Below are 22,915 nucleotides of genomic sequence, written 5' to 3'. Positions count from 1 at the left end.
TGCCGTTAATTTTGGCTGAATACTATGTTAAGTTCATCAATGATTCTGTCTTTGATTGTCACCTTGATTAGTCTTGGTGCTGGAATAATGGGACTATCTATTCTCAAAACGCGGAAAATTCTCAGATTTTTCAAGACAGAATCAGATAAACTCAGTTGGCGAATCATGTTTTCACTCATGGTTTTTTTTTCTGGGTGGTTATTTATTATGTATTTACTTAACAATTAACAAGCTGTTTGATTGGATACCATTGCTAACTGGGATGGTTTTCTTTTTTTGGCTCATTATTTGTGCTGTTTAGTGTAAATACTTACTACCAAACACTACAAAGATTGTTTTTAGTACAAGAACAATACCGTATAGCGAAAGATAATGCAGAATCAGCCTTATCTCAATTAACAGAAACTCAGCAATCTCAAATGCAATTAATTCAACGCGAAACTATGTTGGCGTTAGGAAAAATGGTGGCTGGAGTTGCCCATGAAATTAATAATCCCATCAGTTTTATTCATGGTAATTTACAATATCTTCGTCAATACACTAATGACTTACTAAATCTTTTAGAGACTTATGGCACTGTGTATCCAAATCCAAATACTAAAATTGTTAAAGCACTTACTAACATCGACCTTAAGTTTATCCATCTTGATTTGCCAAAACTTTTAGACTCAATGGAGTCTGGCACAACTAGAATTAGTGATATTGTCGAATCACTCTCTAGCTTTTCGCGTTTGAATGAATCCGATTATAAAAAAGCTGATATTCATCAAGGTATTGATAGTACACTTGTAATTTTACAGCATAGACTTAACCGTTGTGCAAGTAACAGTAGACCTATCTCAGTAATTAAAGATTACGGCACAATACCCCAGATTTATTGTAATCCTCGTCTTTTAAATCAAGTCTTTCTGAATTTAATTAATAATGCTATTGATGCTTTAATTGAGAAAGAGATAATTTCTGATAGCAATCTAGATGAGACACCAACTATTTGGATTCGCACATTTCAATCCCAGGAAAATCAAGTAACTATCTCAATTACTGATAATGGTTGTGGAATGAATGAAAAAAATTTGCCAAAGCATTTTTAAACCTTTTTTTACTACTAAACCTGTTGGTCGAGGCACAGGTTTAGGGTTATCTATTTGCCATCAAATTATTGTCGAACAGCATGGTGGCTCGATTAATTGTGCTTCTCTGATTAACCAAGGCACTACAATTGATATAATACTGCCTATAAAAAGATAGTTGTCAAATATTGATATCAGATATAATGACTAACTTACAAACTCAGGAATTACGTAAAAGCGCAATTCAATTTTTAGAACAAAATTATAAACAACGTCTACAAACTCTCAAATTATTAGGAATAGGTCGTTATGAGTTTTTGGCTAAAATTAAAAATACTGAAGCAAATATAGTTTGTATGATGCGATTTTTACAAAATCCGCAGCAGTTAAAGTTTCCGAATTTAATTGAGGCTGATTTATCCGATTTGATATTAGATGAGGTAAATTTTATCAGAGGCAATTTAACTAATGCTAATTTACAACGTAGTAGTTTAGTTAATGCTGACCTCCTATTTGCTAATTTTACTAAAGCTGACTTACGCAATGCTGACTTAACAGGTGCAACGCTTAATGAAACCATTTGGACAGAGGCTGTAGTCGCAGGGTGTCAATTTGGTCAAGGTATTGGCTTAACTCAGCTACAGTATCAAGATTTAAAGTTACGGGGAGCTAAGTTTACTCATCAAAGTTATGATAATTAAAATCAGAAAAATTATAAGATGATGATACTGAAATTTTTCTGGATAAATTGATGAGTGATTCTATTAAGTTGCCGAAAAAATTGATGCTGTTGGGTTCAGGCGAACTCGGCAAGGAATTTGTGATTGCGGCACAACGTCTGGGTAATTATGTAATTGCTGTTGACCGCTATGCAAATGCCCCAGCGATGCAGGTTGCTGATTGTGCGGAAGTAATTTCTATGCTGAGTGCTGATGATTTAGAAGCAGTGGTAACAAAACATCAGCCTGATTTGATAATACCAGAAATTGAAGCAATTAGAACCGAAAAGCTACTAGAATTTGAACAACGAGGGATTACAGTTATTCCGACGGCGGCGGCGACTAACTACACAATGAACCGCGACAGAATTCGGGAATTAGCACACAAAGAATTAGGCATTAGAACAGCTAAATATGGTTATGCTGTAACTTTAGAAGAATTAATTGCAATTTCATCTGAAATTGGCTTTCCTAATGTGGTGAAACCTGTAATGTCATCTTCAGGGAAAGGTCAATCTGTAGTAGCGAATAAAGATGAAGTTGAACAGGCTTGGAATTATGCGATCGCAAATTCCAGAGGTGATAGTCAAAAAGTCATTGTTGAGGAATTTATTAACTTTGAAATTGAGATTACATTGCTGACCATTAAACAATGGAATGCGCCAACAATTTTTTGTTCACCTATCGGTCATCGTCAAGAAAGAGGCGATTATCAAGAATCTTGGCAACCAGCAGGAATCTCGGAAGATAAAATATTACAATCTCAAGCGATCGCTAAAAAAGTCACCGACGCTTTAGGTGGAGCCGGAATTTTTGGTGTGGAATTTTTCATCACTAAAGATGAAGTAATCTTTTCAGAACTTTCACCACGACCTCATGATACAGGGATGGTGACATTAATTTCCCAAAATCTGAACGAATTTGAATTACATTTAAGGGCTGTTTTGGGCTTACCCATTCCTCATATTGAACAGTTTAGCCCTTCAGCTAGTGCAGTAATTTTAGCCTCAGAAAAGTCAGAATCAATACACTTTATTGGAGTTGCTGAAGCTTTAGCCGAAACAGATGTCGATATAAGATTATTTGGCAAACCATCGGCTCATCCTTATCGACGTATGGGTGTAGCGTTAGCCAGAGCTGAGAATGTGCAGAAAGCACGAGAAAAAGCGACAACAGCAGCAAGTAAAGTCAAAATCATTTCGAGTTGAATGGCATATTAAACCCCTCAGACTAGTACCGCCACGCGGAAGTCAAAAGTCAAAAAGCTCATATCATAAGCTTTTTACTAACTTGAAATGGTATCTTTATTTCCACCGCATTGTACTAGAAGTCTGGGGCTATACAAACAAAGCCTGCCTTTGCAGGCTAATTATATGCTTCTTAATATCGATTTTGTATGATGCAATTATATAAATAGTTAACAAAAGATGTAATTTTATTGAGTTGTTCTACAAAATTAATCTCAATTTTGTTGTTTGTTAGTTTTGAGGATTTTTAGGGAACTCTGGGTATGAAGTAGATTGTTTAACGCTAATCACTTCAAAAAACAACATTGCTGACTCAGAAGATAAACCCGCAAATTTCCGGGCGAATTCTACCTGTGCAGACTTTCAGGAGAATGAGTAATCAAAAAGCATGAGTCAGATACCAGAGCCGAAAATGTTCCCAGATATTCAATCTTTAGCGACAACGGATATTAATGACAATCCCCTAGCGATCGCTCTCTATCAAGCAATTGAATATGCTCCGATGGGAATAGCCATATTCAATCAAGATATGCAGTATCTAGCTGTAAGTCACAAATGGTTAGAAATTTATAAATTAACTAAAGATATTATTGGAAAATCTCATTACGAGATTTTTCCTGATGTCCCTGAAAAGTGGAAGCAAATTCACCAAAAATGTTTAGCGGGAGCCAACGCGCACAACAATGCAGACTATTTTCCCCGCGCTGATGGTTCTGGAGAATGGGTAAACTGGTCAATCCGTCCGTGGCATTTGGCTACAGGTGAAGTTGGCGGAATTATGATCTTTTCTGAAAATATTACTCAACGTAAACAAACTGAAGAAGACTTGCGCGAAAGCAACACCCTACTACGCTCAATTTTAAACAGTACACCCGATTATATTGTCGTTAAAGATGTTCAAGGGCAGTATGTTACCCTGAATTCTAATGCGGCAAACTTTATGGGTCGTGCCGTTGAAGAGATCATTGGTAAAAACGATTTTGAATTAATGCCATTAGAAGTGGCACGTAAGTATACAATTCAAGACCAACAGATTATCACCACAGGTATTAACACTACCGATGAAGAATACCTCTGTAGTGCCGATGGTCAAATTAACGGTACCTTCAGAACGACAAAAACTCCTTGGCAAGATACTGATGGTAATATTTTGGGCGTAATTGCCTTAGCTAGTGATATTAGCGATCGCAAACAAGCCGAGGAAGACTTACGCCACAGCAACACACTAATACGCTCAGTTTTAGACAGCACACCAGATTTCATCTTTGTTAAAGATTGCCAAGGCCGTTATGTAACGGTAAACACTGAAATGGCTAATTTCTTGGGCAAATCAATAGATGAGATTGTTGGTAAAGACGATACAGAAATATTTTCTTCAGATGTTGTCTCAGAGATCCGAGCCAAAGACCACGAGATCATGACAACAGGTAAGACCGAAATTTTTGAAGAAGATGTTTCTTTTGGTACAGTCAAGACAACTTTTCTTACCACAAAAGCGCCTTGGCGAGATGCTCAAGGTAATATTCTGGGGCTAATTGGGATCACCCGCAACATTAGCGATCGCAAACAAACTGAAGAAGACTTACGCGAAAGCAACACTCTACTACGATCAATTTTAGAAAGCACACCAGACTTTATCGTTGTTAAAGATTGTCAAGGCCGTCATGTCGCCCTGAACTCTAATTTAGCCAATCTCATCGGCAAACCCATTGAAGATATTATCGGTAAAGTCGATACGGAAATCTTGCCACTTGATTTTGGTCAAAAAATCATGGCGCAAGACCGCCATATTATGACAACAGGTAACACAAAAACTTTTGAAGAAGATATTTCTAGCGGTGGCATTAATGGTACTTTTTTGACCACTAAAGCTCCTTGGCGAGATCATCAAGGTAATATCATTGGTCTGATTGGCATCACACGTAATATTAGCGATCGCAAACAAGCAGAACTAGCACTCCAAAAAAAGTGAAGAACGCTATCGGTGCTTACTTGCTGCCACATCTCAGATAGTTTGGACAGCTCCAGCCGATGGCGTTGTTACTAGTGAAGATGACAATATTGCTTTGCGAGAATACACAGGGCAAACTTGGGAAGAGTATCAAAGCTGGGGATGGTTAGATGTAATTCATCCAGATGACCGTCAATTAATGGGTCAATCATGGCAAGCTGCTGTGCAAGCTCGCTGCATCTATGAACAAGAATTTCGTATCCGCCGATATGATGGGGAATATCGCTACATAGTGACGCGGGGTGTTCCCATTCTAGAAGCTGATGGTAGTATTCGTGAATGGGTGGGAACCTACACAGATATCCATGATCGCAAACAAGCAGAACTAGCATTACAAAAAAGGTGAAGAACGCTATCGGTCTCTAATCACTGCTACTTCTCAAATGGTTTGGTCTGTTCCGCCTAACGGTATACCCATTTACGAAAATAATACTTGGAATGAATTTACTGGGCAAACCACGGAGGAATATCAGAATGGTGGATGGATAGAGCCGATTCATCCAGATGATCGCCAATTACTCGCCCAAACGTGGGAAATAGCCGTAAATACTTGTAGCTTGTATCAGCATGAATTTCGCCTGCGACGGTATGATGGCGAGTATCGTTATACACTGACGCGCGGCGTGCCAGTATTAGAATCAGATGGTACTGTCAAAGAATGGGTTGGGATCTGCACCGATATTCATGAGCGCAAACAAGCAGAAGTGAAACTCCGTCAAACCCTAGAAATATTGGATTCAGCCAGTGACAGCATCATCATTCGAGATATGGATGACCGGATTGCTTACTGGAATCGCGGTGCGGAAGTTCTCTATGGCTGGAAACGCGAAGAAGTAATTGGGCAGTATATTCACACATTTCTGAAAACAGTCTTTCCCAAACCCTTAGAAACCATTTTGAGCGAGTTTTTACAGCAGGGACACTGGGAAGGCGAACTTCATCATCAAACCCGCGATGGTCGGTCAATTATTGTTGCCAGTCGCTGGACATTACAGCGTGATGAAAATGGACAGTCCTATAATCAACTCGAAATTAACAACGACATTACAGAACGCAAACAAATTGAAACGGCTCTGACCAAAGCCAAAGAAGCAGCAGAAGCCGCCAGTCATGCCAAAAGCGAATTTTTGGCTAATATGAGCCATGAATTACGGACACCGTTAAATGGCATTCTCGGCTATGCCCAAATTTTACAGCGTTCCAAACATCTTAACGAAGACGAGCGATCGCGCATTGATGTCATTTATCAGTGCGGTTCCCATTTGCTCACCTTAATCAACGACATCCTCGATTTATCAAAAATCGAAGCGCAAAAAGTGGAACTGATGACCAGCGATTTCCACTTTCCGGCTTTTTTGCAAGGTGTCGCCGAAATGTGTCGCATTCGTGCGGAACTCAAAAGCATTCAATTCCACTATCAATTTGCCAGCGAATTACCAATTGGTATCCGCGCCGATGAAAAAACGCCTGCGACAAGTCTTAATTAACCTCCTTAGCAACGCCATCAAATTTACCGATGCAGGTCAAGTCACCTTTACCATCAGCTATGCTTCTGGAGATAAAATCCGCTTTGAAGTCCGCGATACAGGTGTAGGTATTCCCGCAGAAAAACTCCAAGCTATATTTCAACCTTTTGAGCAAGTAGGCGACAGGCGGCGACAAACTGAAGGTACAGGCTTAGGATTAGCCATTAGTCAAAGAATTGTGGAATTAATGGACAGCACCATTCACGTTCAAAGTGAAATTGGCGTTGGCAGTATTTTTTGGTTTGATGTTTACTTACCAGAAGCTCAAGAATGGGTTAAAACTTCCCAATCTGATGATTTTGGACAAATTATCGGGATTAAAGACCGCAAACCCAAGATTTTAGTTGTAGATGATAAATGGGAAAATCGCTCTGTGATTTATAACTTACTGACTCCCATTGGTTTTGCAGTCACAGAAGCCAATGATGGTGCAGAGGGTTGGCAAAAAATTGCGGAGTTTCAGCCCGATTTAGTGATTACTGACTTGTTAATGCCAGAACTTGATGGTTTTGAGTTAATTCACCACATTCGCCAGTCAGAAGCTTTTAAACATATCATCATTATTGTTTCTTCAGCCAGCGTCTTTGAAAGCGACCAACATCGCAGCATCGAAGCTGGTGGTAATGATTTTCTCCCCAAACCTGTGCAGGCGATCGCGCTATTTCAAAAATTGCGGCAATTTCTCAACTTAGAGTGGCTGTATGAAGAGCAAAGTCCTGAAAATCAGTCATTAGCACATCAATTCGAATTCATTCTACCTCCCCAGACAGAGATAGAAACTCTCTATGAGTTAGTAATGAAGGGTAACTTTAAGGGAATCATAAAACAAGCAGCATTAATTTCACAAATAGATTCAAAATATCTTCCCTTTGCTAAACGGCTGCAACAACTAGCACAAGAATTTCAAGACCAAGAAATTCTGGCACTCATTCACCCTCAACAGTAAGCGTTATGAGCCTTGCAACCGAACAAACTCCCACAGTTTTAATTGTTGATGATAATTCTGCTAATTTAGGTGTCTTGTCTGATGCTTTAGATCAGGCTGGTTTGGAAGTGATGGTAGCAAAATCTGGAAAAGTTGCTTTAGAGCGAGTTAAATATGCTCTACCCGACTTAATTTTATTGGATGTCATGATGCCAGAAATAGATGGATTTGAAACCTGTCGTCTATTAAAGGCAAACCCAAAAACTCAAGATATTCCCGTTATTTTTATGACGGCACTATCAGATACAACCAATAAAATTGCAGGTTTTCAAGTTGGTGCAGTAGACTATATCACTAAACCTTTTCAACAGGAAGAAGTTTTATCACGAGTTAAATTACACCTCAAACTGCATGATTTAACTGTCAAATTAGAACATAAAAATGCCCTATTAGAGCAGAAAGTTTCTGAAATTAGCCAAACTTATGATGACCTAAAGAACGTGCAGATTCAGTTAATTCAAAGCGAAAAACTTTCCAGCTTAGGACAAATGGTTGCCGGAATTGCCCATGAAATTAATAACCCTGTCAACTTCATTTATGGCAATCTCGTTCATGCCAACGAATATACTCAAGAAGTTCTCAAGCTACTACATTTATATCAAGAAGAATACCCTGCTCCTACACCTCGCATTCAAGCAGAATTAGAATTAACCGATCTAGGATTTCTAGAAAGCGATTTATTAAAATTGCTCAACTCCATGAATTTTGGTGCAAGACGCATTCGAGAAATTGTCAAATCCATACGAATTTTCTCGCGTACCGATGATGCAAACCTCACAGAAACCGATATTCATGAATGCCTTGACGGTACGCTGACAATTTTAAATTATCGTCTGAAACAAAAATCCGACCATCCTGCGATCGAAGTCATCAAAGATTATGGTTTATTACCACCAGTAGAATGCTATGCCGTACAAATTAACCAAGTATTTATGAATATTCTCTCTAATGCTATTGATGCTTTAGATGAATATGATAAACAGCGTTCTTTGGCAGAAATTCACCAAAAACCCAGCCGTATTGAAATTCATACCAAGATGATTGGTGATGATTGGGTTGCCATTCATATTGCAGATAACGGCCCAGGAATTCCGCCCGAAGTCCAAGCAAAGTTATTTGAACCTTTCTTTACAACTAAACCTGCGGGTAAAGGTACTGGATTAGGTTTATCTATCAGCCATCAAATTGTTGTAGACAAACATGGTGGTCATATCACCTGTAAATCTTCACCAGGAACCGGGACAGAATTCATCGTCAAAATTCCCATCCAACAAACAGTGTCTCAAGTTGCTTGAGTGGAAAGTGCTGAGTATAGCAGGTTAGAGGGAACAGGTGACAAGTTACAGGTGAATTGACAAATGACAAATGACCAATAACCATTAACCAATTCCCAAATCAACAGCGATGCGATGGGCGCAAGCAAAGCCTGAAAAAGCTACAGCATTTAAACCCTGACCAGGAAAGGTACTATCACCCACACAATAAAGTCCTGAAATAGCTGTGCGGTTGAAAGGCATCCCTAACAAGCCCCACAATTTCCGTCGGGGAATTGGCCCATAAGTCCCATCTTCTCGCCCCAAAAAGCGGCGATGGCTGCGGGGTGTCCCGACTGATAGATAATCTAACCCTGCATCTAACCCCGGAAAAATCTGTTCTAGTCGGTCAATGATTCGCCAAGCGGCTGCTTCTTTTTTGGCTTCATATCTGTTTGCCGATAAACCCAACCAACCATCAATCCAGTGAGGTGTAAAGGCATGAATGATATGATGTCCCGGTGGTGCTAAATCTGGATCAAGTAATGTGGGGATGGAAACAAAAATCGTGCCTTCTGCTGCCGTCATTTTTGCCCAATCTTCTAACAAAATATGATGGCATTCTGTGTGCTGAGGTAAAACTGAGCTTTTCACACCGATATGCAAACTCAAAAAGCTAGGGGATTTTTCATAGCTTTGTTGCCATAGTTTCTCATTATTGGGTATTTTCTCTACAGGAATTAATTTTCCAAATGTATCCCAGCGTGTAGCATTAGAAACTATGCGTTTACCTCGATAAATTTGACCGTTAGCGAGTTCTACACCGACAGCACATCCTTGTTCTAAGATAATTTTTTTTACTCTCGCTTGATACTTAATTTGACCGCCAAGTTTTTCTAGACCTTCTACTAGTTTTTGGGCAATTATGCCTACTCCGCCTTTAGGGTAATTAACACCGCCATAATGTCTATCGGAAAAAACCATCCCGGCATTAATCATTGGTGTCATGTTCGCTGGGACTACTGACCAGCAATAACATTCCATATCAATGAATTTTAATAATAAGGGGTCTTTAATATAGCGCCGCGCGACATCTCCAACATTTTTTGGTAAATATTTCAGTAACCCAAAACACGCTAAAGGATGCTGGAAGAGCATCCGCATCAGATACCGAGGTTCTTCTAACGACAACAAATCCATACGGTTCAGGCAATTAAAAACTTCCCAGCATTCGTTATAAAAGCGACGAATACCTCTTGCTTCTTGAGGAAAGTAAGCAGTAAGATTTTGCAAAAATTTGTCATAAACCCGGTCAACTTTAATGTCTAAGCCATCGGGTAAATGATAATGAATTTGTACTGGGTCTGGTATTGTTTCGATTTGCATATTGACCGCATCTAAGGCGCGAGTCAGTAAGTTAGTTGTGCCGTTTTTTCCCAGGCCAAAAATCATGGATGCGCCAACATCAAAGCGATAACCATGCTGTTCAAAATAGCCGGCACTACCACCGGGAATCAAATAACGCTCTAGCACCAAAACTTTTGCACCCTTGGCTGCTAGTTGAGTTGCTGTTACCAAGCCACCCATTCCCGAACCAATGATAATTGCGTCAAACACAACATTTTTATTTGTCATTGGTCATTTGTCCTTTGTCATTGGTTATTAGTATTGCTAAATACAAACTACAAAATAGCCTAATTTCCGTTCCGGAAGTTTAGTCTTTTTACTTAATATCTGCACTAGGCTAAGTTTCTACACCTGAAACCCCAACAAGTGAGCAATGACCAAAAAACAAAAAAGAGGGACAAGCCTGCTACCGCTGGCTAATCCCGTCTGCCGATCCTTAAAGAGAGGAGAACACTGATTCATAATATAACTGTGATTGAGAATATCTGTCAACTACTAATGAAAAAGATTTTCAATAATTTTTGGAGGTTGATTTTGGCTGCCAGCTACACGCAGGAAAGAGTATGATGAGGTTTCAGTTCCTATAAAATCAAAAGTGCCAATTTCCAGCCTATGACGGTACAGCTGCGTGTTTACGTTCCACCCCATCCTTTAATTAAGCACTGGTTGGCAGTCGCCCGTGATGCTGCTACACCTTCAGTATTATTTCGCAGTGCCATAACTGAGTTAGGCAGATGGCTAACTTACGAAGCGGCGCGGGAGTGGCTACCGACGCTAGAGACAACGGTGCAGACTCCATTGGAGACTTGTCCAGCAACTTTTATTAATCCAGAAGTACCTGTGGCAGTGGTGCCGATTCTGCGGGCAGGTTTAGGATTATTAGAAGGGGCGCAAACTTTGTTACCTTTGGCTTCGATTTATCATTTGGGCTTAGTGCGTGATGAAGAAACGCTGGAAGCTCGGTGTTATCTGAATAAATTACCGGAAAAATTTGACCCGCAAACTAGGGTGTTAATTACAGACCCAATGTTAGCTACTGGGGGGTCGATTATGCGGGCTATGGCAGAATTAACTCAACGGGGAATTGATCCGGAGTTGACGCGAATTGTCAGCGTAGTTGCAGCTCCGCCAGCATTGCAAAAATTAAGTGCCGCATATCCAGGTTTAATCGTTTACACTGCAACTATTGATGAAATAGTGAACGATCGCGGTTTTATTGTACCGGGATTAGGCGATGCAGGCGATCGCATTTTTGGTACTTAAGTTACTATGCAGCTAGGAAAGGAAAATCGCTTAACACAATATCAAGATTGTAAGGTTGCTTCAAGGCGGGTAAAGTTATGAGTCAGCGAGATGGTTTTGCTAGTGGTTTTTTCGCAGGGGCGCTGTTTGGTGGCTTAGTTGGTGGTGTTTTGGGAGCTATTATTACTTCTCGGTTGGATTTAGAATCAACAGAAGAAGAAGCCGAACTGAGCAATGGTACGGTAGAGCCGAAAAAAAACTCAGCAAAACGACGGATGAGAGCCTCAGACAGTGGAAATCTGGAAATGGAATCAGCTAGGCGATCGCTAGAAGATAAAATTGCTCAGTTAAATGCCACAATTGACGAAGTCAGACAACAATTGGGCAATGTTAATGGTAGTGCTAGTCAAACAGCAGGCGATCGTTCCTCAATACAAGATTAGTCATTTGTAGACGGCTTTCTGCAACTGAGTTTCCACCTTCAGACTAATCAACAACGGCGGTAAATGTTAGTCGTGGTCAAAATAGATACTGATTCGCAGACAGCATGACAACGACTAAACTAAAATCTACTATAAGACCGCTTGTGAAACTTAGCAGGAAACCTGAAAATCCATGTTTTTACTGATTAGCACTCTCAATACCTTCATACAGCTTTATACGGCTCTACTATTTATTAGAGTTTTATTGACTTGGTTCCCCACCATCAATTGGTATAATCAGCCTTTTTCTGCTTTAAGCCAAATTACTGACCCATATCTCAATGTCTTCCGTTCCATTATCCCACCCTTGGGCGGCATTGATCTTTCTCCAATGTTGGCGATTTTATTGCTGCAAATAGTAGGCCAAGTAGTAGGTAGTCTGGTAGGTGGTTTGCAGGTTTTTGCCTAACTATCCACTGGATGTTATTGAAGTCTGGGTTGATTAACCCAGACTGTTTATTCAAATTTGTAATCACTCAGCACTCAGCACTCATCTTCGGACTTGACTACTAAATCCCGATGCTTTAAATTGCTTTAACTTTAAAGGTAATGGCTGATTTGCTGGTACAGAAATTCTCAGTTCAAAATCGCTAATTCCTGGTGGAACTTCGGCAATAGAACCCAGGCGGGTACGATTTTGTAAAACTGAGTCGTTGTTAGCATCATATATCCGACCATAGATATCTGCATCGTAGACGGTTTTATAAGTGCCATTTTCTGCTTTACCTATGACAATAAAGCAATTAGCCGCCGTTGCGCTACCGCCACTTGTCACAGCCCCCTGAGCTAGTTCTGGGGGACAATCTTTATAAGAAATGTCAAATAGTTTAATCGGGGTTAAAGCCTCGGCTGTTGGTGTGATTACCCATGAGAGAAGGGCAAACAGACAAACAGTAAATATTAGCTGCATCAGTTTTGAGTAGTACTGCATAACCAAAGTTGGGAAATTCCATAAAAATGCTTTACTGTGTTGTTTTTTCATATTTCACACAGGTAATTAATTACTTTAAGTGAACTTAGTGCCGAAAAACTCGACATTCAGCACTATTTTTAACCTCAGCTTACCTGAATTTCGTAACCAAGAGATTGCAGACTTTAAATTCTGCGGAGTATCCATCAATTTTTTTTTGATGAATTTTTGTATTCTCTAGTTGACATCCACCTAATACATCAAGAAAATTTGATATGAGAAATAGATGAACTTAGCCACAACAGACGGAAAGCAGCCAAGTCTAAGCGGTTTGATTTTAGGTGATTTTGATGAGTCATAATTCGCAAGCTAGTACAACTCAGATACAAGCAGGAAGCAATCTCAGCTTTTTTGAAAAATACCTCACTGTTTGGGTATTTTTGTGTATTTTTGGCGGAATTGTTTTAGGTCGATTATTTCCAGGAGTGGCAGTAGCTCTTGATGCCATGAGTGTATATCAAGTGTCTATTCCCATTGCAATATGTTTGTTTTTCATGATGTATCCCATCATGGTGAAGATTGACTTCACTAAAGCGACAAATGCTATCCGCGCTCCCAAACCAGTGATTCTCACCTTGGTAGTGAATTGGTTAATTAAACCTTTCACGATGGTAGTATTTGCTCAGTTTTTCTTAGGATGGCTATTTCGTCCTTTGATTACCGGAACTGAAATGATTCGCGGTGGTGAAGTTGCATTGGCTAATTCTTATATTGCCGGCACGATTTTATTAGGAATTGCGCCTTGTACAGCAATGGTACTGATGTGGGGATATCTTTCTTACGGCAACCAGGGACATACCTTAATCATGGTGGCTGTAAATTCTTTGGCAATGTTGTTTTTATATGCGCCTTTGGGTAGGTGGTTACTAGCGGCGAATAATTTAACTGTACCTTGGGAAACTATTGTTTTGTCGGTACTAATTTACGTGGGTTTACCGCTAATAGCAGGAATGTACAGCCGTTACTGGATTTTTAAATATAAAGGTAAAGATTGGTTTGAAAGACGATTTCTTAATTATTTGACTCCCGTAGCAATTACGGCTTTGCTATTAACTTTGGTACTGCTGTTTGCCTTCAAGGGTGAATTAATTGTGAATAATCCCTTGCATATTTTGTTAATTGCTGTACCACTGTTTATTCAAACTAATTTCATCTTTTTAATTAGTTATGTAGCAGCATTAAAGCTGAATTTAGCTTACGAAGATGCCGCACCAGCAGCATTAATTGGAGCGAGTAATCATTTTGAAGTAGCGATCGCCACGGCTGTGATTTTATTTGGCTTAAGTTCTGGTGCCGCACTGGCTACGGTGGTGGGGGTTTTAATTGAAGTGCCAGTCATGTTAATGCTGGTTGAGTTTTGTAAACGCACAGCAAGTTGGTTTCCGAGAGAACCAGAGAAAGCAACCTTGCTAGATCCGCGTTGTTTTGGTAACTGCAAATAATTACAACTATCGTCACAAACAAAGGAATTGATTTATGAAACGTGTCATGTTTGTCTGTAAAAAGAATTCTGCTCGTTCGCAAATGGCGGAAGGCTTTGCAAAAATTCTGGGACAAGGAAAAATTGTCGTAACTAGTTCGGGGTTAGAGGCGAGTCAGGTGAGGCCAGAAGCGATCGCAGCGATGCAAGAAATTGGGATTGATATTACTGATCAGCATTCCAAACCCCTAAGTGATTTTCAAGCCGCAGATTTTGATGTAGTGATTTCTCTGTGCGGTTGTGGTGTGAATTTACCACCGGAGTGGGTGGTGCGCGAAGTATTTGAAGATTGGCAATTGGATGATCCAGCAGAACAGCCAGAAATTTTCCCCAGAGTGCGCGATGAAATTAAAGAACGAGTAGTTCAATTAATTGCATCTGTGAATCAAGCATAAACTTATTGATTTCAGATATGAATAAATACTTACACATATTCTTTTCCTGTTCCCCGTTCCCTGTTCCCTCTTCCCTACCTCCACGAATGAATTTAATTTTGTGCAACTACGTTATATGACAACATTCGACCATCCCCCCAGAATTTTGTTTTTGTATGGTTCTTTGCGTGATCGCTCCTACAGTCGCCTGTTAGCAGAAGAAGCAGCACGCATCATTACAGAATTTGGTGCAGAGGTGAAGTTTTTCGACCCCAGAGAACTCCCAATTTACGGTAGTGTACCTGACACCCATCCCAAGGTTCAGGAATTGCGGGAATTAAGTTTGTGGTCAGAAGGGCAAGTTTGGTCTAGTCCAGAGTTACACGGTCAAATTTCTGGGATTATTAAAAATCAAATAGATTGGATTCCCTTAAGTATGGGTGCAGTTCGTCCAACCCAAGGCAGAACTTTGGCGGTGATGCAGGTAAGCGGTGGTTCTCAGTCTTTCAACGCTGTGAATACATTGAGAATTTTGGGGCGATGGATGCGGATGTTTACGATTCCCAATCAATCATCAGTAGCGAAAGCCTATCAAGAGTTTAACGAAGACGGCACCATGAAAGATTCACCCTACCGCGATCGCGTTGTGGATGTGATGGAAGAACTTTATAAGTTTACTTTGTTGTTGCGAGATAAGGTAGATTATCTCACTGATCGCTACAGCGAACGGAAAGAGAAAGCTGCCAAAGAAGTCATTGAGATAGCTAACAAAGCTTTGCAAACCAATTAGTGAAAATTAATTTTTGGCGATCGCATCTCGGCGACAAGAGAACGCAAAATTAAATAAGTTCAATAGGCAATAGGAAATAATACTATTGCCGTTTACTGTCTAACTAGGGATTTTGTAATAATTAGAGACATAACCCCTAAGTTGTTCTTGACGACCTATGACCCCAGATGAGATTAAAACAGCATTGCAAACAGCCTTTAAGCGTTGTGATGTAGCCAGCTGTCCTCTCTCTGAAACGCAGAAACAGATATTACTGCAAGTAGTCAAGCAAATTTCTCAAGATTCCACATACGATATTGCTAACCCTTTAGACGAATTAGATTCCCAAGAACTGTTAGCATTTTTAAAGTTTGTCAAAACAGAAGAACAACAAAACCGCACATGGAAAGTGCAACTACTCAATGATTGGCTGCATAACCAAGACTCAGGCGCAGTCCAATTCATCCGCGATCGCTATGGTTTGCAATGGTTGAATCGAGTCGAATCATATCATTTTGATAAATATGCTGATTTTGAAGATGCACTCAAGTTAAGAGTAGGCGATCGCATCGAAGTTTCCAACGCTCTCTGGGAATGGGTACAAGACAATGGCCCTTGTAAACGAGAATGGTTTCTCTGCACTGTAGTTTATATCGATGAAATCAGCGATACTAACAACTCTTCTCTAAATTGCATTATTCGCTTTTATAACGGTTCCGAATTTGAAATTCAAGGCATTTATGATTGGAACCGCTATAACTGGCGCTGGCCTCAAAACCAAAAATAAACTCAATTTGTGTAGGCTAGGAGTAGGAAGAATACTTCTCTTCAGATACAAAGCTAGGTATATATAGCAGTCCTATTTAAGAAATGAACACAAGAGACAAGGAAGACAAGGGAGACAAAGTAGAGATATGTTTGGATTGCTATAGCAATCCTAAATCATTGATAAAACTCTCTTTCTTCTCTTTTTTCTTCTTCTTTGTGTCCTACCCTGCGGGAAGCCCTTCGGGTTCAGCAGTTGCTTCAAGTCGGGGAACCCGCCCAACGCACTGCTTCACCGCTATCGCGTCTATGCGTCCTTTGAGGTACCCTACCCTTCGGGAACGCCTTACGGCGAACGGGAAGCCGCTTCGCGTCTACGTTAAAAAGAATACTTTTTCACAACTCAGATAGGATTGCTATATATATTTTTTTCATTCCTCAACTTTCCTCCTGAAGCCTACGTCGTAATTCATCCAGTGATGAGTCTACTTCAGTGACTTCTAAATCTTTACTGTTATTTATTTCTACATCCTCTTCAATATAAAACTCAACGCTGAGTTTAAATTTTATTTTTCCATGTTTCCAGTTTTGAGAACCTAATGTTAGGATTTTGCAGTCTATCCCTTCATTAGAGAAAAAATTACATGATGGAAATTCAATTCTTCGACTACTTAGTTATTGTTGCAACTAATATGATAAACCCTGATTAGATGATTGACCTACTCCAGACTTAATTCTGCTAATTTTATAAATGTTATCTCCAATTTCTACAACGTCATCATCATTACATTCTATGGGTTTGAATATATCTTCCATATCAACCTCTAGTTAAAAATTAATCATCACTTCGATAGTCGCAGATACCTAACTTATCAAATAAGTCAGGTACCTTCTGATTTACCGATAGAATAGGAAACAATCAATCTTGAATTTGTACCATACCATCCAACAAACCATCAGAAATCACCACACCATTACTTGCAGCAATCTTTTCCACAGCATCTAACTCATTTAGATTAATTACTGGCAATAAATAGTCATATAATTGCATTGCCTGTAAACAACTATTCATTCCAGATACTGCTGTGTTATAACTCTCCATTTTTTGTTCCACAGTACTTAGCAAGCGGCGATTCTGCAAGATTTTCTCTTCCGCTTCTTGTTGCAAAGTCTGTTCTAAATAAACACGCGCTTGGGGATATTGCTGTAAAATATCATCGGCTTGTTGTTCCGCCATTGGTAACAACTGTGTTTTTAGAATTTGGTTGATAGTTTGGCGGAAAGATGTGCGAATGGTATAGGAAACTTTTGGTTCAAAATCTAACTTTAACAATTGCCTAATTGCTGGTTCAGCTTCAATCATACTTTCACAGTCATAACTTTGGGAGGTTTGCTGCAAAGTTTGACGAAATTGATAGATGGAAAAAGTGCCTTCATCATAAAATCTCGGACTTTCTCGCACGAAGCGATCGCATTCTACACTGGCTGCACTTACTAAAGCTAATGTTACCTGTTTTTCGATGGCTTTGATATTTTGTTCAATCCCACCATCATTCCCCAATAAACGATATAACTGACGGTAGTACTCAGTTTTGCGAATTGTCTCAATTAAGCGTTGAAAGAAATTTGCTACTACTTGTTCGGATGAATTGACTAAAATATCTTCCAACTGATTGGATAAATAATAAAATGCTTCGACTAAAATTGCTAGTAATGGTGCAGTTGCATTCCGCAAATGACTCAGTGTTGCACGACGATAAGCATCAGCCACAGAAAACGTATCTAGCAATTCATCTAAACGCCGAATCATCCGTGATTGTAATTGACGGAAATCAGCTTCAAAGGTATCACAACTATTATTAATGACTTGGTTGATTTCTGCGATGATATGTTGATTGAAATCTTTCCCAATTTCCTGGAGTTGTTGATTGAGTCGCTGCAATTCCTGCGACTTCATCGCTTCAATTTCTCTTGGCTGACTGTCTAAATCTCGGTAAACTGACTGATAAATTTTTTTCAGCTTAATACAAATATCTTCTAAATCATCAGCCAGATTTTGAAATAACATCGGACGCTTTTCTTCTGTGAGATAGCGGGTAATTGCTGCGCGGAATTCTTCAATACCACTATCTAGTATTAGCTGATTAATTAAAGGCGTACCTTGTTCAGACAAAATCCGTAAATAGTTTTGATTGGGAGTTTCAAACCCATTCAGAGAAATCCGAAAATTAGTATGAGAAAGCTTACCAGAAGTCACACAATAGTTATTAAATGCGTAGACAAACTGTGGTGTTTCTTCCTCTCCATTCAATCCTTGAACACTTTCCGCAAAGATAGAATCTAAACCAAACCTATTCTGTATACCTGTCTGCTTAATTTGACTACCATAAAAACCAAGTAAGCCACTGGTTTTGTAAACTCTGCTGGTATCTCGAAACTGACTGCTAATTAAATCATCCAATCGCTGCCTTAATTGGGTATTGTACCAAGTTTCGTCGATGCGGTTGAAGACGTAAAAGACGCGATCGCGGATTCCGCCATTTTCCCGCATTTTTTTCTAAAAGTGCAGTTTCTTCTTTTGTCATATCACCAGCCGATGCTGGTTTCAGCACACACACCACTGCTGAAGTATCGGGATGTTGAATTTTAGCATAAGTTAACTGTGCATCCTTCTCTACAGGTGCATCAATTCCTGGTGTATCAATAATAACGTTACCATCTTCCAACAGAGGATGATTGCAATAATATTCAATTCGCTTTAAAACAGCACTATTACTTCCGCGTCTTGCATATCCTGCGGCTTCTTTTAAATTGGAAAAATTAAATGTCTCCATTGAATATGTAGCATTATTAACTGTATTAATATGCTCACGGTTTGCTTCATAACCTGCTAATAATAAAGTTAATGCTTTGGCTTGTTTCGCACGTTCCGAACGACTTTCCCCGCCTTCCTGTTGTAGAATTAATTCACAGCCTTGATTAAGCAAATTAATCACTTCAGCTTGATTGATATTTACTGCTGTTGTAAATCCTAGTTGCTGACATAAATAACTGGCTTGTTCTCTAATTTCTGCTTCACTTAAAAAAGTTAATATGACTCTTTCTTTATCTAGTTCCGCATATTCAATTTTACATTCTGTGCCTGTGGCGTGACCTTCTGCACTATACAGTAATTCTCTCTCCAGTAGTGCATTAATCAGCATAGATTTACCTGCACTAAACGCACCCGCAAACACAATTTCAAACTTCGGAGAAATAGCCTTGCCTAAAGAAGTTTGTACAGGTGTGATATCCTGAGAACGTAAAGCAGGTTCTTGCTGGAAAAGCTGTAAAATTAATTCAACTTGCTCTTTTAAATTTGCACATTGAATCGGCAGGCTAGTCATTTTTAATACCCTGAATATTACATATATATTAATAATGATTAAATTCGTAAAACCTCGGTAAATCCACTTATATATAAATTAATTGGCAATAACCATTGGAATTGTAGATTAAATTATAATTGAAAGTCCTGAGTTGCATTAATTACAAAACAATACAGATTACTCATCTGTTTTTTAATTAAATAGTCACAGGTGATTCCACATAAATTGTCGGTTCTTGCAACTTAAATTCAATGCCATGATTAACTAGCTTTTTCGAGATTTTTTCGTTTGCCAATTCCAACAAACGTTTTCGTAATTGTAGAGAATTTTCACTAGAACCTAAAATAAAAAAATGTTACTCTTGTGCGAGTTAACTGCTGCTCATTCTGATGATTTAAAAAAGTAATACTAGTACTACCTGGATCAATACCAAACAGAGAGTTAGTACTTTCAACAATTATCTGCTGTACTAAAGCTTGTTCTCGCTCTTGTAGGATATGTAAAAAATCCAGGTACAGTAGCACCATCACTTTTTTTACCACGAGTAATATTTTCAATTTCTAAGTTTGCCAAAATGGAATTAGGAATAATAAATAAGGTACTTTTAGCCGCAGTCCGAATTTTAGTTGATCTAATACCAATTGACTCTACTCTACCAAACAAACCTTCGGGAATTTGATTAGATTTTTGTAAACGAATATATTCTCCAGGCACAAAGGGTCTATCTAAGTATAATACAATCGTTCCTAGCAACTGTTCTAATGTTTTTTGGGCTGCAAAAGCTACTGCTAAACCTCCAATTCCTAAGCCAGTAAGTAAGCCTACTAAATTAAATTGTTGACTTTGGGCAAAAGCTAAAACCGCAATAAATCCAATAATGACATTGGCTAAAGTTTCAAATACCAAAAGTAATTCATCTACTTCTCGACCAAATTTTCTAACTATTTCAATACCATAAAAACGAATAAATTGTCGAAATAGGCGAGAAGATAACCAAGCAAGACTAATAATTACAGCTAAATCTACAATTGGAGATAAAAAATTATAAATAGATTGATAATCTTCAATCCATGCTAAAGATAATGAAATTAAAATTAAAGTTCCAGTAATTTTAAATAAGCTTCTTAAAGGCTCGACGAGATTATTATAAATACTAGTTACTTGTTGGGGTGCAAATCTCTGCGTAATAATTCTGACAAATGTTGGCGTATATCTCCCTGCTAATAAAGACAGAAAAATGAAACAAAGAAACACACCAAATCGAGATAAAGCTAAGATGGTAGTTTCACGCTGAAAAAAGTTCAGAACGAATTGTGAAATATTTGTCATTATTTCTAAATTGTAATCGGTGAGTCCACATAGATTGTTGGTTCTTCTATATCAAACGCAATACCATATTCTTTTAAGCACTGAGTCATAGTTTGAGTTGCTAAATCTAAAAGCTGACGGCGCAATTCCATTGAAACATCACCAGAACCCAAAATAAAGAAGGCAACTTGAGCTTGTGTTTTTTCTATATCTCCATTAATAGTTTTAAAAGTTACTTCGGTATTTCTTGAATCAATACCAAAAATGTCATTAGTACTATCAAGAATTACCTGACGAATTAAGGCACGTTCTTCACTACTAATTGCGCGGTAGAATGTCAAATAAAGTATAGACATAACTTTCTTAGCACCAGTAAAGTTCTCAATATTTAATTGAGTTAAAGCACTATTAGGAACTATCATCACAGTTCCTTTCCCAGAAGTTCTAATACGTGTGGATCTCAATCCTATAGATTCCACTCTGCCAAAAGTCCCATCGGGTAATCCGATGTAATCATCAATTACAAATGGACGGTCAAGATAAAGAACAATACCACCAAGAATTTGTTCTAAAGTTTTTTGAGCTGCAAAAGCTACTGCTAAACCACCAATACCTAAACTTGCTAATAACCCTAATATATTAATTTGATGGGTTTGAGCGTAAACTAAAATTGCGACTACAATAATAATGAGATTAGCTACCCATCTTAAAAGAATCAATAACTCACTACTAACTTTTTGTCCACTCTTAAATGCTGCATTTAGTAAATAAAAATCAAAAAAAATTCTTGAAGATTTGTGCGGCTAACCAACTACTGGCGATCGCCAAACTTAAACTCACAATAATTTCTAGTGAATTTGTCCAGTAATTATTGGGTAATACTAAAACAGTCAGATCAACAATAACAATTGAAAATACAGTAATTAACAAATTTTTATGTGGTTTTAATAATTTTTGATATACATCATCAATCTGTATAAAATTCCAATTTTGTAATATTTTTTTTATAAATAAAATTATTGCCCAGCCAATAAAAAATATTCCTACTCCCAACACCAAACCTAATAATCCAATTTTTACTTCTTTATCTGTAAAGATTTCTGCCAAAAAAACCAGCATTTTTCCATCAATTAATTTACCGCTCACTCAACTCACATTCAGAGTTGACGCTGACTAGACATAAAACATACACCTACAGCCATTAACTAGTTTACTATTTTAGTGGCACAAGGCCTAAAATTAATTAGACCTTGTTAATTAATAAAATTTCCGTTGCTTTCATCTTATTATTCATTTGTGTGTTGATAAAATGCTAACCACAAGTAAATACTCGATAGATAGGCTACCGCTAAGATGCAGATAGTTAGGATAAACTGAAAGTCATTCATAATATTGAATTTCGGGTAAATGTGCGCGAACAGTCTACAAATTTTCATTTGTAAACTTTAAAGTCAACTTCAAAATAGTTGAATGCCGTGAAAATGAATTAAAATTCACAAGCTTGAATCAAGCATAATGAATCACGACTATAAAGATGCAACAATTTTTCCTCAACTCCGTTGAGGTATACGGCTAAACAGTGATGAATTTCACTTGCCTACTTGTTGACTAGCTTTTGACCTAAGCTTTAGTAATGCTGTTAACCCTAAACTACTATCAAAACAGTAGAAATGATGGGGCTGCAAGCATTGATCACTTTCTAAAATGCCAGCGATGATCGCTACAGTTTTTGTTTGCCCTTATTCTATAATAAACCAGAGAATAATTACTGATTTTTTTTTTGAAAAAATAAAATATTTTTGTGAAAAGATACTAATTCAAAGCTAGAGTTAAGCAGACTTAGCAATTACATTTAAAATTAAGTATTTATCATGAAAATCATATTTATTGAAAAAATTTCCTTGAATTTTCTCGATTTTGATACTAATTAATATTAGTA

21 protein-coding genes and 4 pseudogenes are annotated in these 22,915 nt (G+C 38.3%); 17 read left to right on the top strand and 8 right to left on the bottom strand.

Features of this window, described 5'->3' with window-relative positions:
- Positions 1 to 5: 5 nt before the first annotated feature.
- On the bottom strand, positions 6 to 179 hold the full coding sequence (locus ACX27_RS33130) for a hypothetical protein (RefSeq protein ID WP_235526434.1): 174 nt from the start codon (positions 177 to 179) through the stop codon (positions 6 to 8).
- Between the two features lie 111 nt (positions 180 to 290).
- Between ACX27_RS33130 and ACX27_RS00720 the strand changes: the two genes are divergently transcribed.
- The 10 genes and pseudogenes from ACX27_RS00720 to ACX27_RS00685 all read left to right on the top strand — a co-directional run bounded on the left by ACX27_RS00720 (position 291) and on the right by ACX27_RS00685 (position 8,853).
- Positions 291 to 1,091 (top strand): sensor histidine kinase, encoded by an 801-nt coding sequence (locus ACX27_RS00720; RefSeq protein WP_235526433.1) that lies wholly within the window; start codon positions 291 to 293, stop codon positions 1,089 to 1,091.
- Entirely contained in the window at positions 1,063 to 1,248 is a 186-nt protein-coding gene (locus tag ACX27_RS33125; RefSeq protein WP_235526432.1) for an ATP-binding protein, read from the top strand. The genes ACX27_RS00720 and ACX27_RS33125 overlap by 29 nt, the downstream gene beginning before the upstream one ends.
- Before the next feature lie 25 nt (positions 1,249 to 1,273).
- Positions 1,274 to 1,771: a pentapeptide repeat-containing protein gene (locus tag ACX27_RS00715; protein WP_062287139.1), complete on the top strand. Its 498-nt coding sequence runs from the start codon at positions 1,274 to 1,276 to the stop codon at positions 1,769 to 1,771.
- Between the two features lie 50 nt (positions 1,772 to 1,821).
- Positions 1,822 to 2,997, top strand: coding sequence for a formate-dependent phosphoribosylglycinamide formyltransferase (gene purT / locus ACX27_RS00710; protein ID WP_062287137.1), 1,176 nt, complete (start codon positions 1,822 to 1,824; stop codon positions 2,995 to 2,997).
- A 427-nt stretch (positions 2,998 to 3,424) separates the two neighbouring features.
- Entirely contained in the window at positions 3,425 to 5,008 is a 1,584-nt protein-coding gene (locus ACX27_RS00705) for a PAS domain-containing protein (protein ID WP_062287135.1), read from the top strand.
- A gap of 37 nt (positions 5,009 to 5,045) precedes the next feature.
- The gene (locus ACX27_RS00700; protein ID WP_235526646.1) at positions 5,046 to 5,393 is read left to right on the top strand and encodes a PAS domain-containing protein; all 348 of its coding nucleotides are present in this window, start codon (positions 5,046 to 5,048) and stop codon (positions 5,391 to 5,393) included.
- 13 nt (positions 5,394 to 5,406) lie between these two features.
- Positions 5,407 to 6,063 (top strand): annotated as a pseudogene (locus tag ACX27_RS35550) (PAS domain-containing protein); the annotation flags it as partial.
- Positions 6,064 to 6,183: 120 nt separating this feature from the next.
- Complete coding sequence (locus ACX27_RS35545; protein ID WP_418006829.1) at positions 6,184 to 6,534, top strand: sensor histidine kinase; 351 nt, start codon at positions 6,184 to 6,186, stop codon at positions 6,532 to 6,534.
- Positions 6,503 to 7,519, top strand: a complete 1,017-nt coding sequence (locus tag ACX27_RS33115; RefSeq protein WP_062287130.1) for an ATP-binding protein — start codon at positions 6,503 to 6,505, stop codon at positions 7,517 to 7,519. The genes ACX27_RS35545 and ACX27_RS33115 overlap by 32 nt, the downstream gene beginning before the upstream one ends.
- A gap of 5 nt (positions 7,520 to 7,524) precedes the next feature.
- Positions 7,525 to 8,853 carry a hybrid sensor histidine kinase/response regulator gene (locus ACX27_RS00685; protein ID WP_062287128.1) on the top strand — a complete coding sequence of 443 codons (1,329 nt, stop codon included), beginning with the start codon at positions 7,525 to 7,527 and terminating at the stop codon, positions 8,851 to 8,853.
- An 84-nt stretch (positions 8,854 to 8,937) separates the two neighbouring features.
- Here ACX27_RS00685 and crtH read toward each other — a convergent pair whose 3' ends face one another.
- Positions 8,938 to 10,446 (bottom strand): carotenoid isomerase, encoded by a 1,509-nt coding sequence (crtH, locus tag ACX27_RS00680; RefSeq protein WP_062287119.1) that lies wholly within the window; start codon positions 10,444 to 10,446, stop codon positions 8,938 to 8,940.
- Between the two features lie 384 nt (positions 10,447 to 10,830).
- Here crtH and upp point away from each other — a divergent pair, with 384 nt between their 5' ends.
- From upp to ACX27_RS00665, 3 genes are all read left to right on the top strand, one after another.
- Positions 10,831 to 11,481: a uracil phosphoribosyltransferase gene (upp, locus tag ACX27_RS00675; RefSeq protein WP_062287117.1), complete on the top strand. Its 651-nt coding sequence runs from the start codon at positions 10,831 to 10,833 to the stop codon at positions 11,479 to 11,481.
- Positions 11,482 to 11,558: 77 nt separating this feature from the next.
- The gene (locus ACX27_RS00670) at positions 11,559 to 11,903 is read left to right on the top strand and encodes a ssl2009 family thylakoid membrane protein (RefSeq protein WP_062287116.1); all 345 of its coding nucleotides are present in this window, start codon (positions 11,559 to 11,561) and stop codon (positions 11,901 to 11,903) included.
- A gap of 172 nt (positions 11,904 to 12,075) precedes the next feature.
- Positions 12,076 to 12,351, top strand: coding sequence for a YggT family protein (locus tag ACX27_RS00665; RefSeq protein WP_062287113.1), 276 nt, complete (start codon positions 12,076 to 12,078; stop codon positions 12,349 to 12,351).
- Between the two features lie 81 nt (positions 12,352 to 12,432).
- On the opposite strand, the gene ACX27_RS00660 is transcribed toward ACX27_RS00665, so the two are convergent.
- On the bottom strand, positions 12,433 to 12,873 hold the full coding sequence (locus tag ACX27_RS00660; RefSeq protein ID WP_062298052.1) for a hypothetical protein: 441 nt from the start codon (positions 12,871 to 12,873) through the stop codon (positions 12,433 to 12,435).
- A gap of 329 nt (positions 12,874 to 13,202) precedes the next feature.
- On the opposite strand from ACX27_RS00660, the gene arsB reads away from it, so the two are divergent.
- The 4 genes from arsB to ACX27_RS00640 all read left to right on the top strand — a co-directional run bounded on the left by arsB (position 13,203) and on the right by ACX27_RS00640 (position 16,322).
- Positions 13,203 to 14,354 carry an ACR3 family arsenite efflux transporter gene (gene arsB, locus ACX27_RS00655; protein ID WP_062287111.1) on the top strand — a complete coding sequence of 384 codons (1,152 nt, stop codon included), beginning with the start codon at positions 13,203 to 13,205 and terminating at the stop codon, positions 14,352 to 14,354.
- Positions 14,355 to 14,388: 34 nt separating this feature from the next.
- Positions 14,389 to 14,787, top strand: a complete 399-nt coding sequence (arsC, locus tag ACX27_RS00650) for an arsenate reductase, glutathione/glutaredoxin type (protein ID WP_062287109.1) — start codon at positions 14,389 to 14,391, stop codon at positions 14,785 to 14,787.
- 100 nt (positions 14,788 to 14,887) lie between these two features.
- Positions 14,888 to 15,556 carry an arsenical resistance protein ArsH gene (arsH, locus tag ACX27_RS00645; protein WP_256364372.1) on the top strand — a complete coding sequence of 223 codons (669 nt, stop codon included), beginning with the start codon at positions 14,888 to 14,890 and terminating at the stop codon, positions 15,554 to 15,556.
- Between the two features lie 157 nt (positions 15,557 to 15,713).
- A complete protein-coding gene (locus tag ACX27_RS00640) occupies positions 15,714 to 16,322 on the top strand; it encodes a hypothetical protein (protein ID WP_062287105.1) in 609 nt (202 codons plus the stop codon).
- Positions 16,323 to 16,738: 416 nt separating this feature from the next.
- Here the strand turns inward: ACX27_RS00640 and ACX27_RS30515 are convergent.
- From ACX27_RS30515 to ACX27_RS35105, 5 genes and pseudogenes are all read right to left on the bottom strand, one after another.
- Positions 16,739 to 17,116 (bottom strand): annotated as a pseudogene (locus tag ACX27_RS30515) (KGK domain-containing protein).
- Between the two features lie 103 nt (positions 17,117 to 17,219).
- A pseudogene (locus ACX27_RS00635) lies at positions 17,220 to 19,686 on the bottom strand (dynamin family protein).
- A 178-nt stretch (positions 19,687 to 19,864) separates the two neighbouring features.
- Positions 19,865 to 20,997, bottom strand: a pseudogene (locus ACX27_RS00630) (mechanosensitive ion channel family protein).
- A gap of 5 nt (positions 20,998 to 21,002) precedes the next feature.
- The gene (locus ACX27_RS35110) at positions 21,003 to 21,695 is read right to left on the bottom strand and encodes a mechanosensitive ion channel family protein (RefSeq protein ID WP_335337749.1); all 693 of its coding nucleotides are present in this window, start codon (positions 21,693 to 21,695) and stop codon (positions 21,003 to 21,005) included.
- Positions 21,696 to 21,750: 55 nt separating this feature from the next.
- A complete protein-coding gene (locus ACX27_RS35105) occupies positions 21,751 to 22,095 on the bottom strand; it encodes a hypothetical protein (protein WP_335337748.1) in 345 nt (114 codons plus the stop codon).
- Between the last annotated feature and the right edge of the window lie 820 nt (positions 22,096 to 22,915).

This window comes from Nostoc piscinale CENA21, assembly GCF_001298445.1.
GTDB lineage: Bacteria > Cyanobacteriota > Cyanobacteriia > Cyanobacteriales > Nostocaceae > Nostoc_B > Nostoc_B piscinale_A.
The sequence above is the reverse complement of the archived record's forward strand: the minus strand, read 5'-3'. Positions and strand labels throughout refer to the sequence as shown.

Bases quoted from the DNA above. Each gene is read 5' to 3' on its own strand.
- ACX27_RS00685 (WP_062287128.1), top strand. From the start codon at position 7,525: ATGAGCCTTGCAACCGAACAAACTCCCACAGTTTTAATTGTTGATGAT.
- arsB (WP_062287111.1), top strand. From the start codon at position 13,203: ATGAGTCATAATTCGCAAGCTAGTACAACTCAGATACAAGCAGGAAGC.
- ACX27_RS33115 (WP_062287130.1), top strand. From the start codon at position 6,503: ATGAAAAAACGCCTGCGACAAGTCTTAATTAACCTCCTTAGCAACGCC.
- ACX27_RS35545 (WP_418006829.1), top strand. From the start codon at position 6,184: ATGAGCCATGAATTACGGACACCGTTAAATGGCATTCTCGGCTATGCC.
- purT (WP_062287137.1), top strand. From the start codon at position 1,822: ATGAGTGATTCTATTAAGTTGCCGAAAAAATTGATGCTGTTGGGTTCA.
- ACX27_RS00705 (WP_062287135.1), top strand. From the start codon at position 3,425: ATGAGTCAGATACCAGAGCCGAAAATGTTCCCAGATATTCAATCTTTA.
- ACX27_RS00665 (WP_062287113.1), top strand. From the start codon at position 12,076: ATGTTTTTACTGATTAGCACTCTCAATACCTTCATACAGCTTTATACG.
- ACX27_RS33125 (WP_235526432.1), top strand. From the start codon at position 1,063: ATGAAAAAAATTTGCCAAAGCATTTTTAAACCTTTTTTTACTACTAAA.
- ACX27_RS00670 (WP_062287116.1), top strand. From the start codon at position 11,559: ATGAGTCAGCGAGATGGTTTTGCTAGTGGTTTTTTCGCAGGGGCGCTG.
- ACX27_RS33130 (WP_235526434.1), bottom strand. From the start codon at position 179: ATGAGTGAAAACATGATTCGCCAACTGAGTTTATCTGATTCTGTCTTG.
- ACX27_RS00715 (WP_062287139.1), top strand. From the start codon at position 1,274: ATGACTAACTTACAAACTCAGGAATTACGTAAAAGCGCAATTCAATTT.
- ACX27_RS35105 (WP_335337748.1), bottom strand. From the start codon at position 22,095: ATGCTGGTTTTTTTGGCAGAAATCTTTACAGATAAAGAAGTAAAAATT.
- upp (WP_062287117.1), top strand. From the start codon at position 10,831: ATGACGGTACAGCTGCGTGTTTACGTTCCACCCCATCCTTTAATTAAG.
- ACX27_RS00640 (WP_062287105.1), top strand. From the start codon at position 15,714: ATGACCCCAGATGAGATTAAAACAGCATTGCAAACAGCCTTTAAGCGT.
- crtH (WP_062287119.1), bottom strand. From the start codon at position 10,446: ATGACAAATAAAAATGTTGTGTTTGACGCAATTATCATTGGTTCGGGA.
- arsC (WP_062287109.1), top strand. From the start codon at position 14,389: ATGAAACGTGTCATGTTTGTCTGTAAAAAGAATTCTGCTCGTTCGCAA.
- ACX27_RS00660 (WP_062298052.1), bottom strand. From the start codon at position 12,873: ATGCAGTACTACTCAAAACTGATGCAGCTAATATTTACTGTTTGTCTG.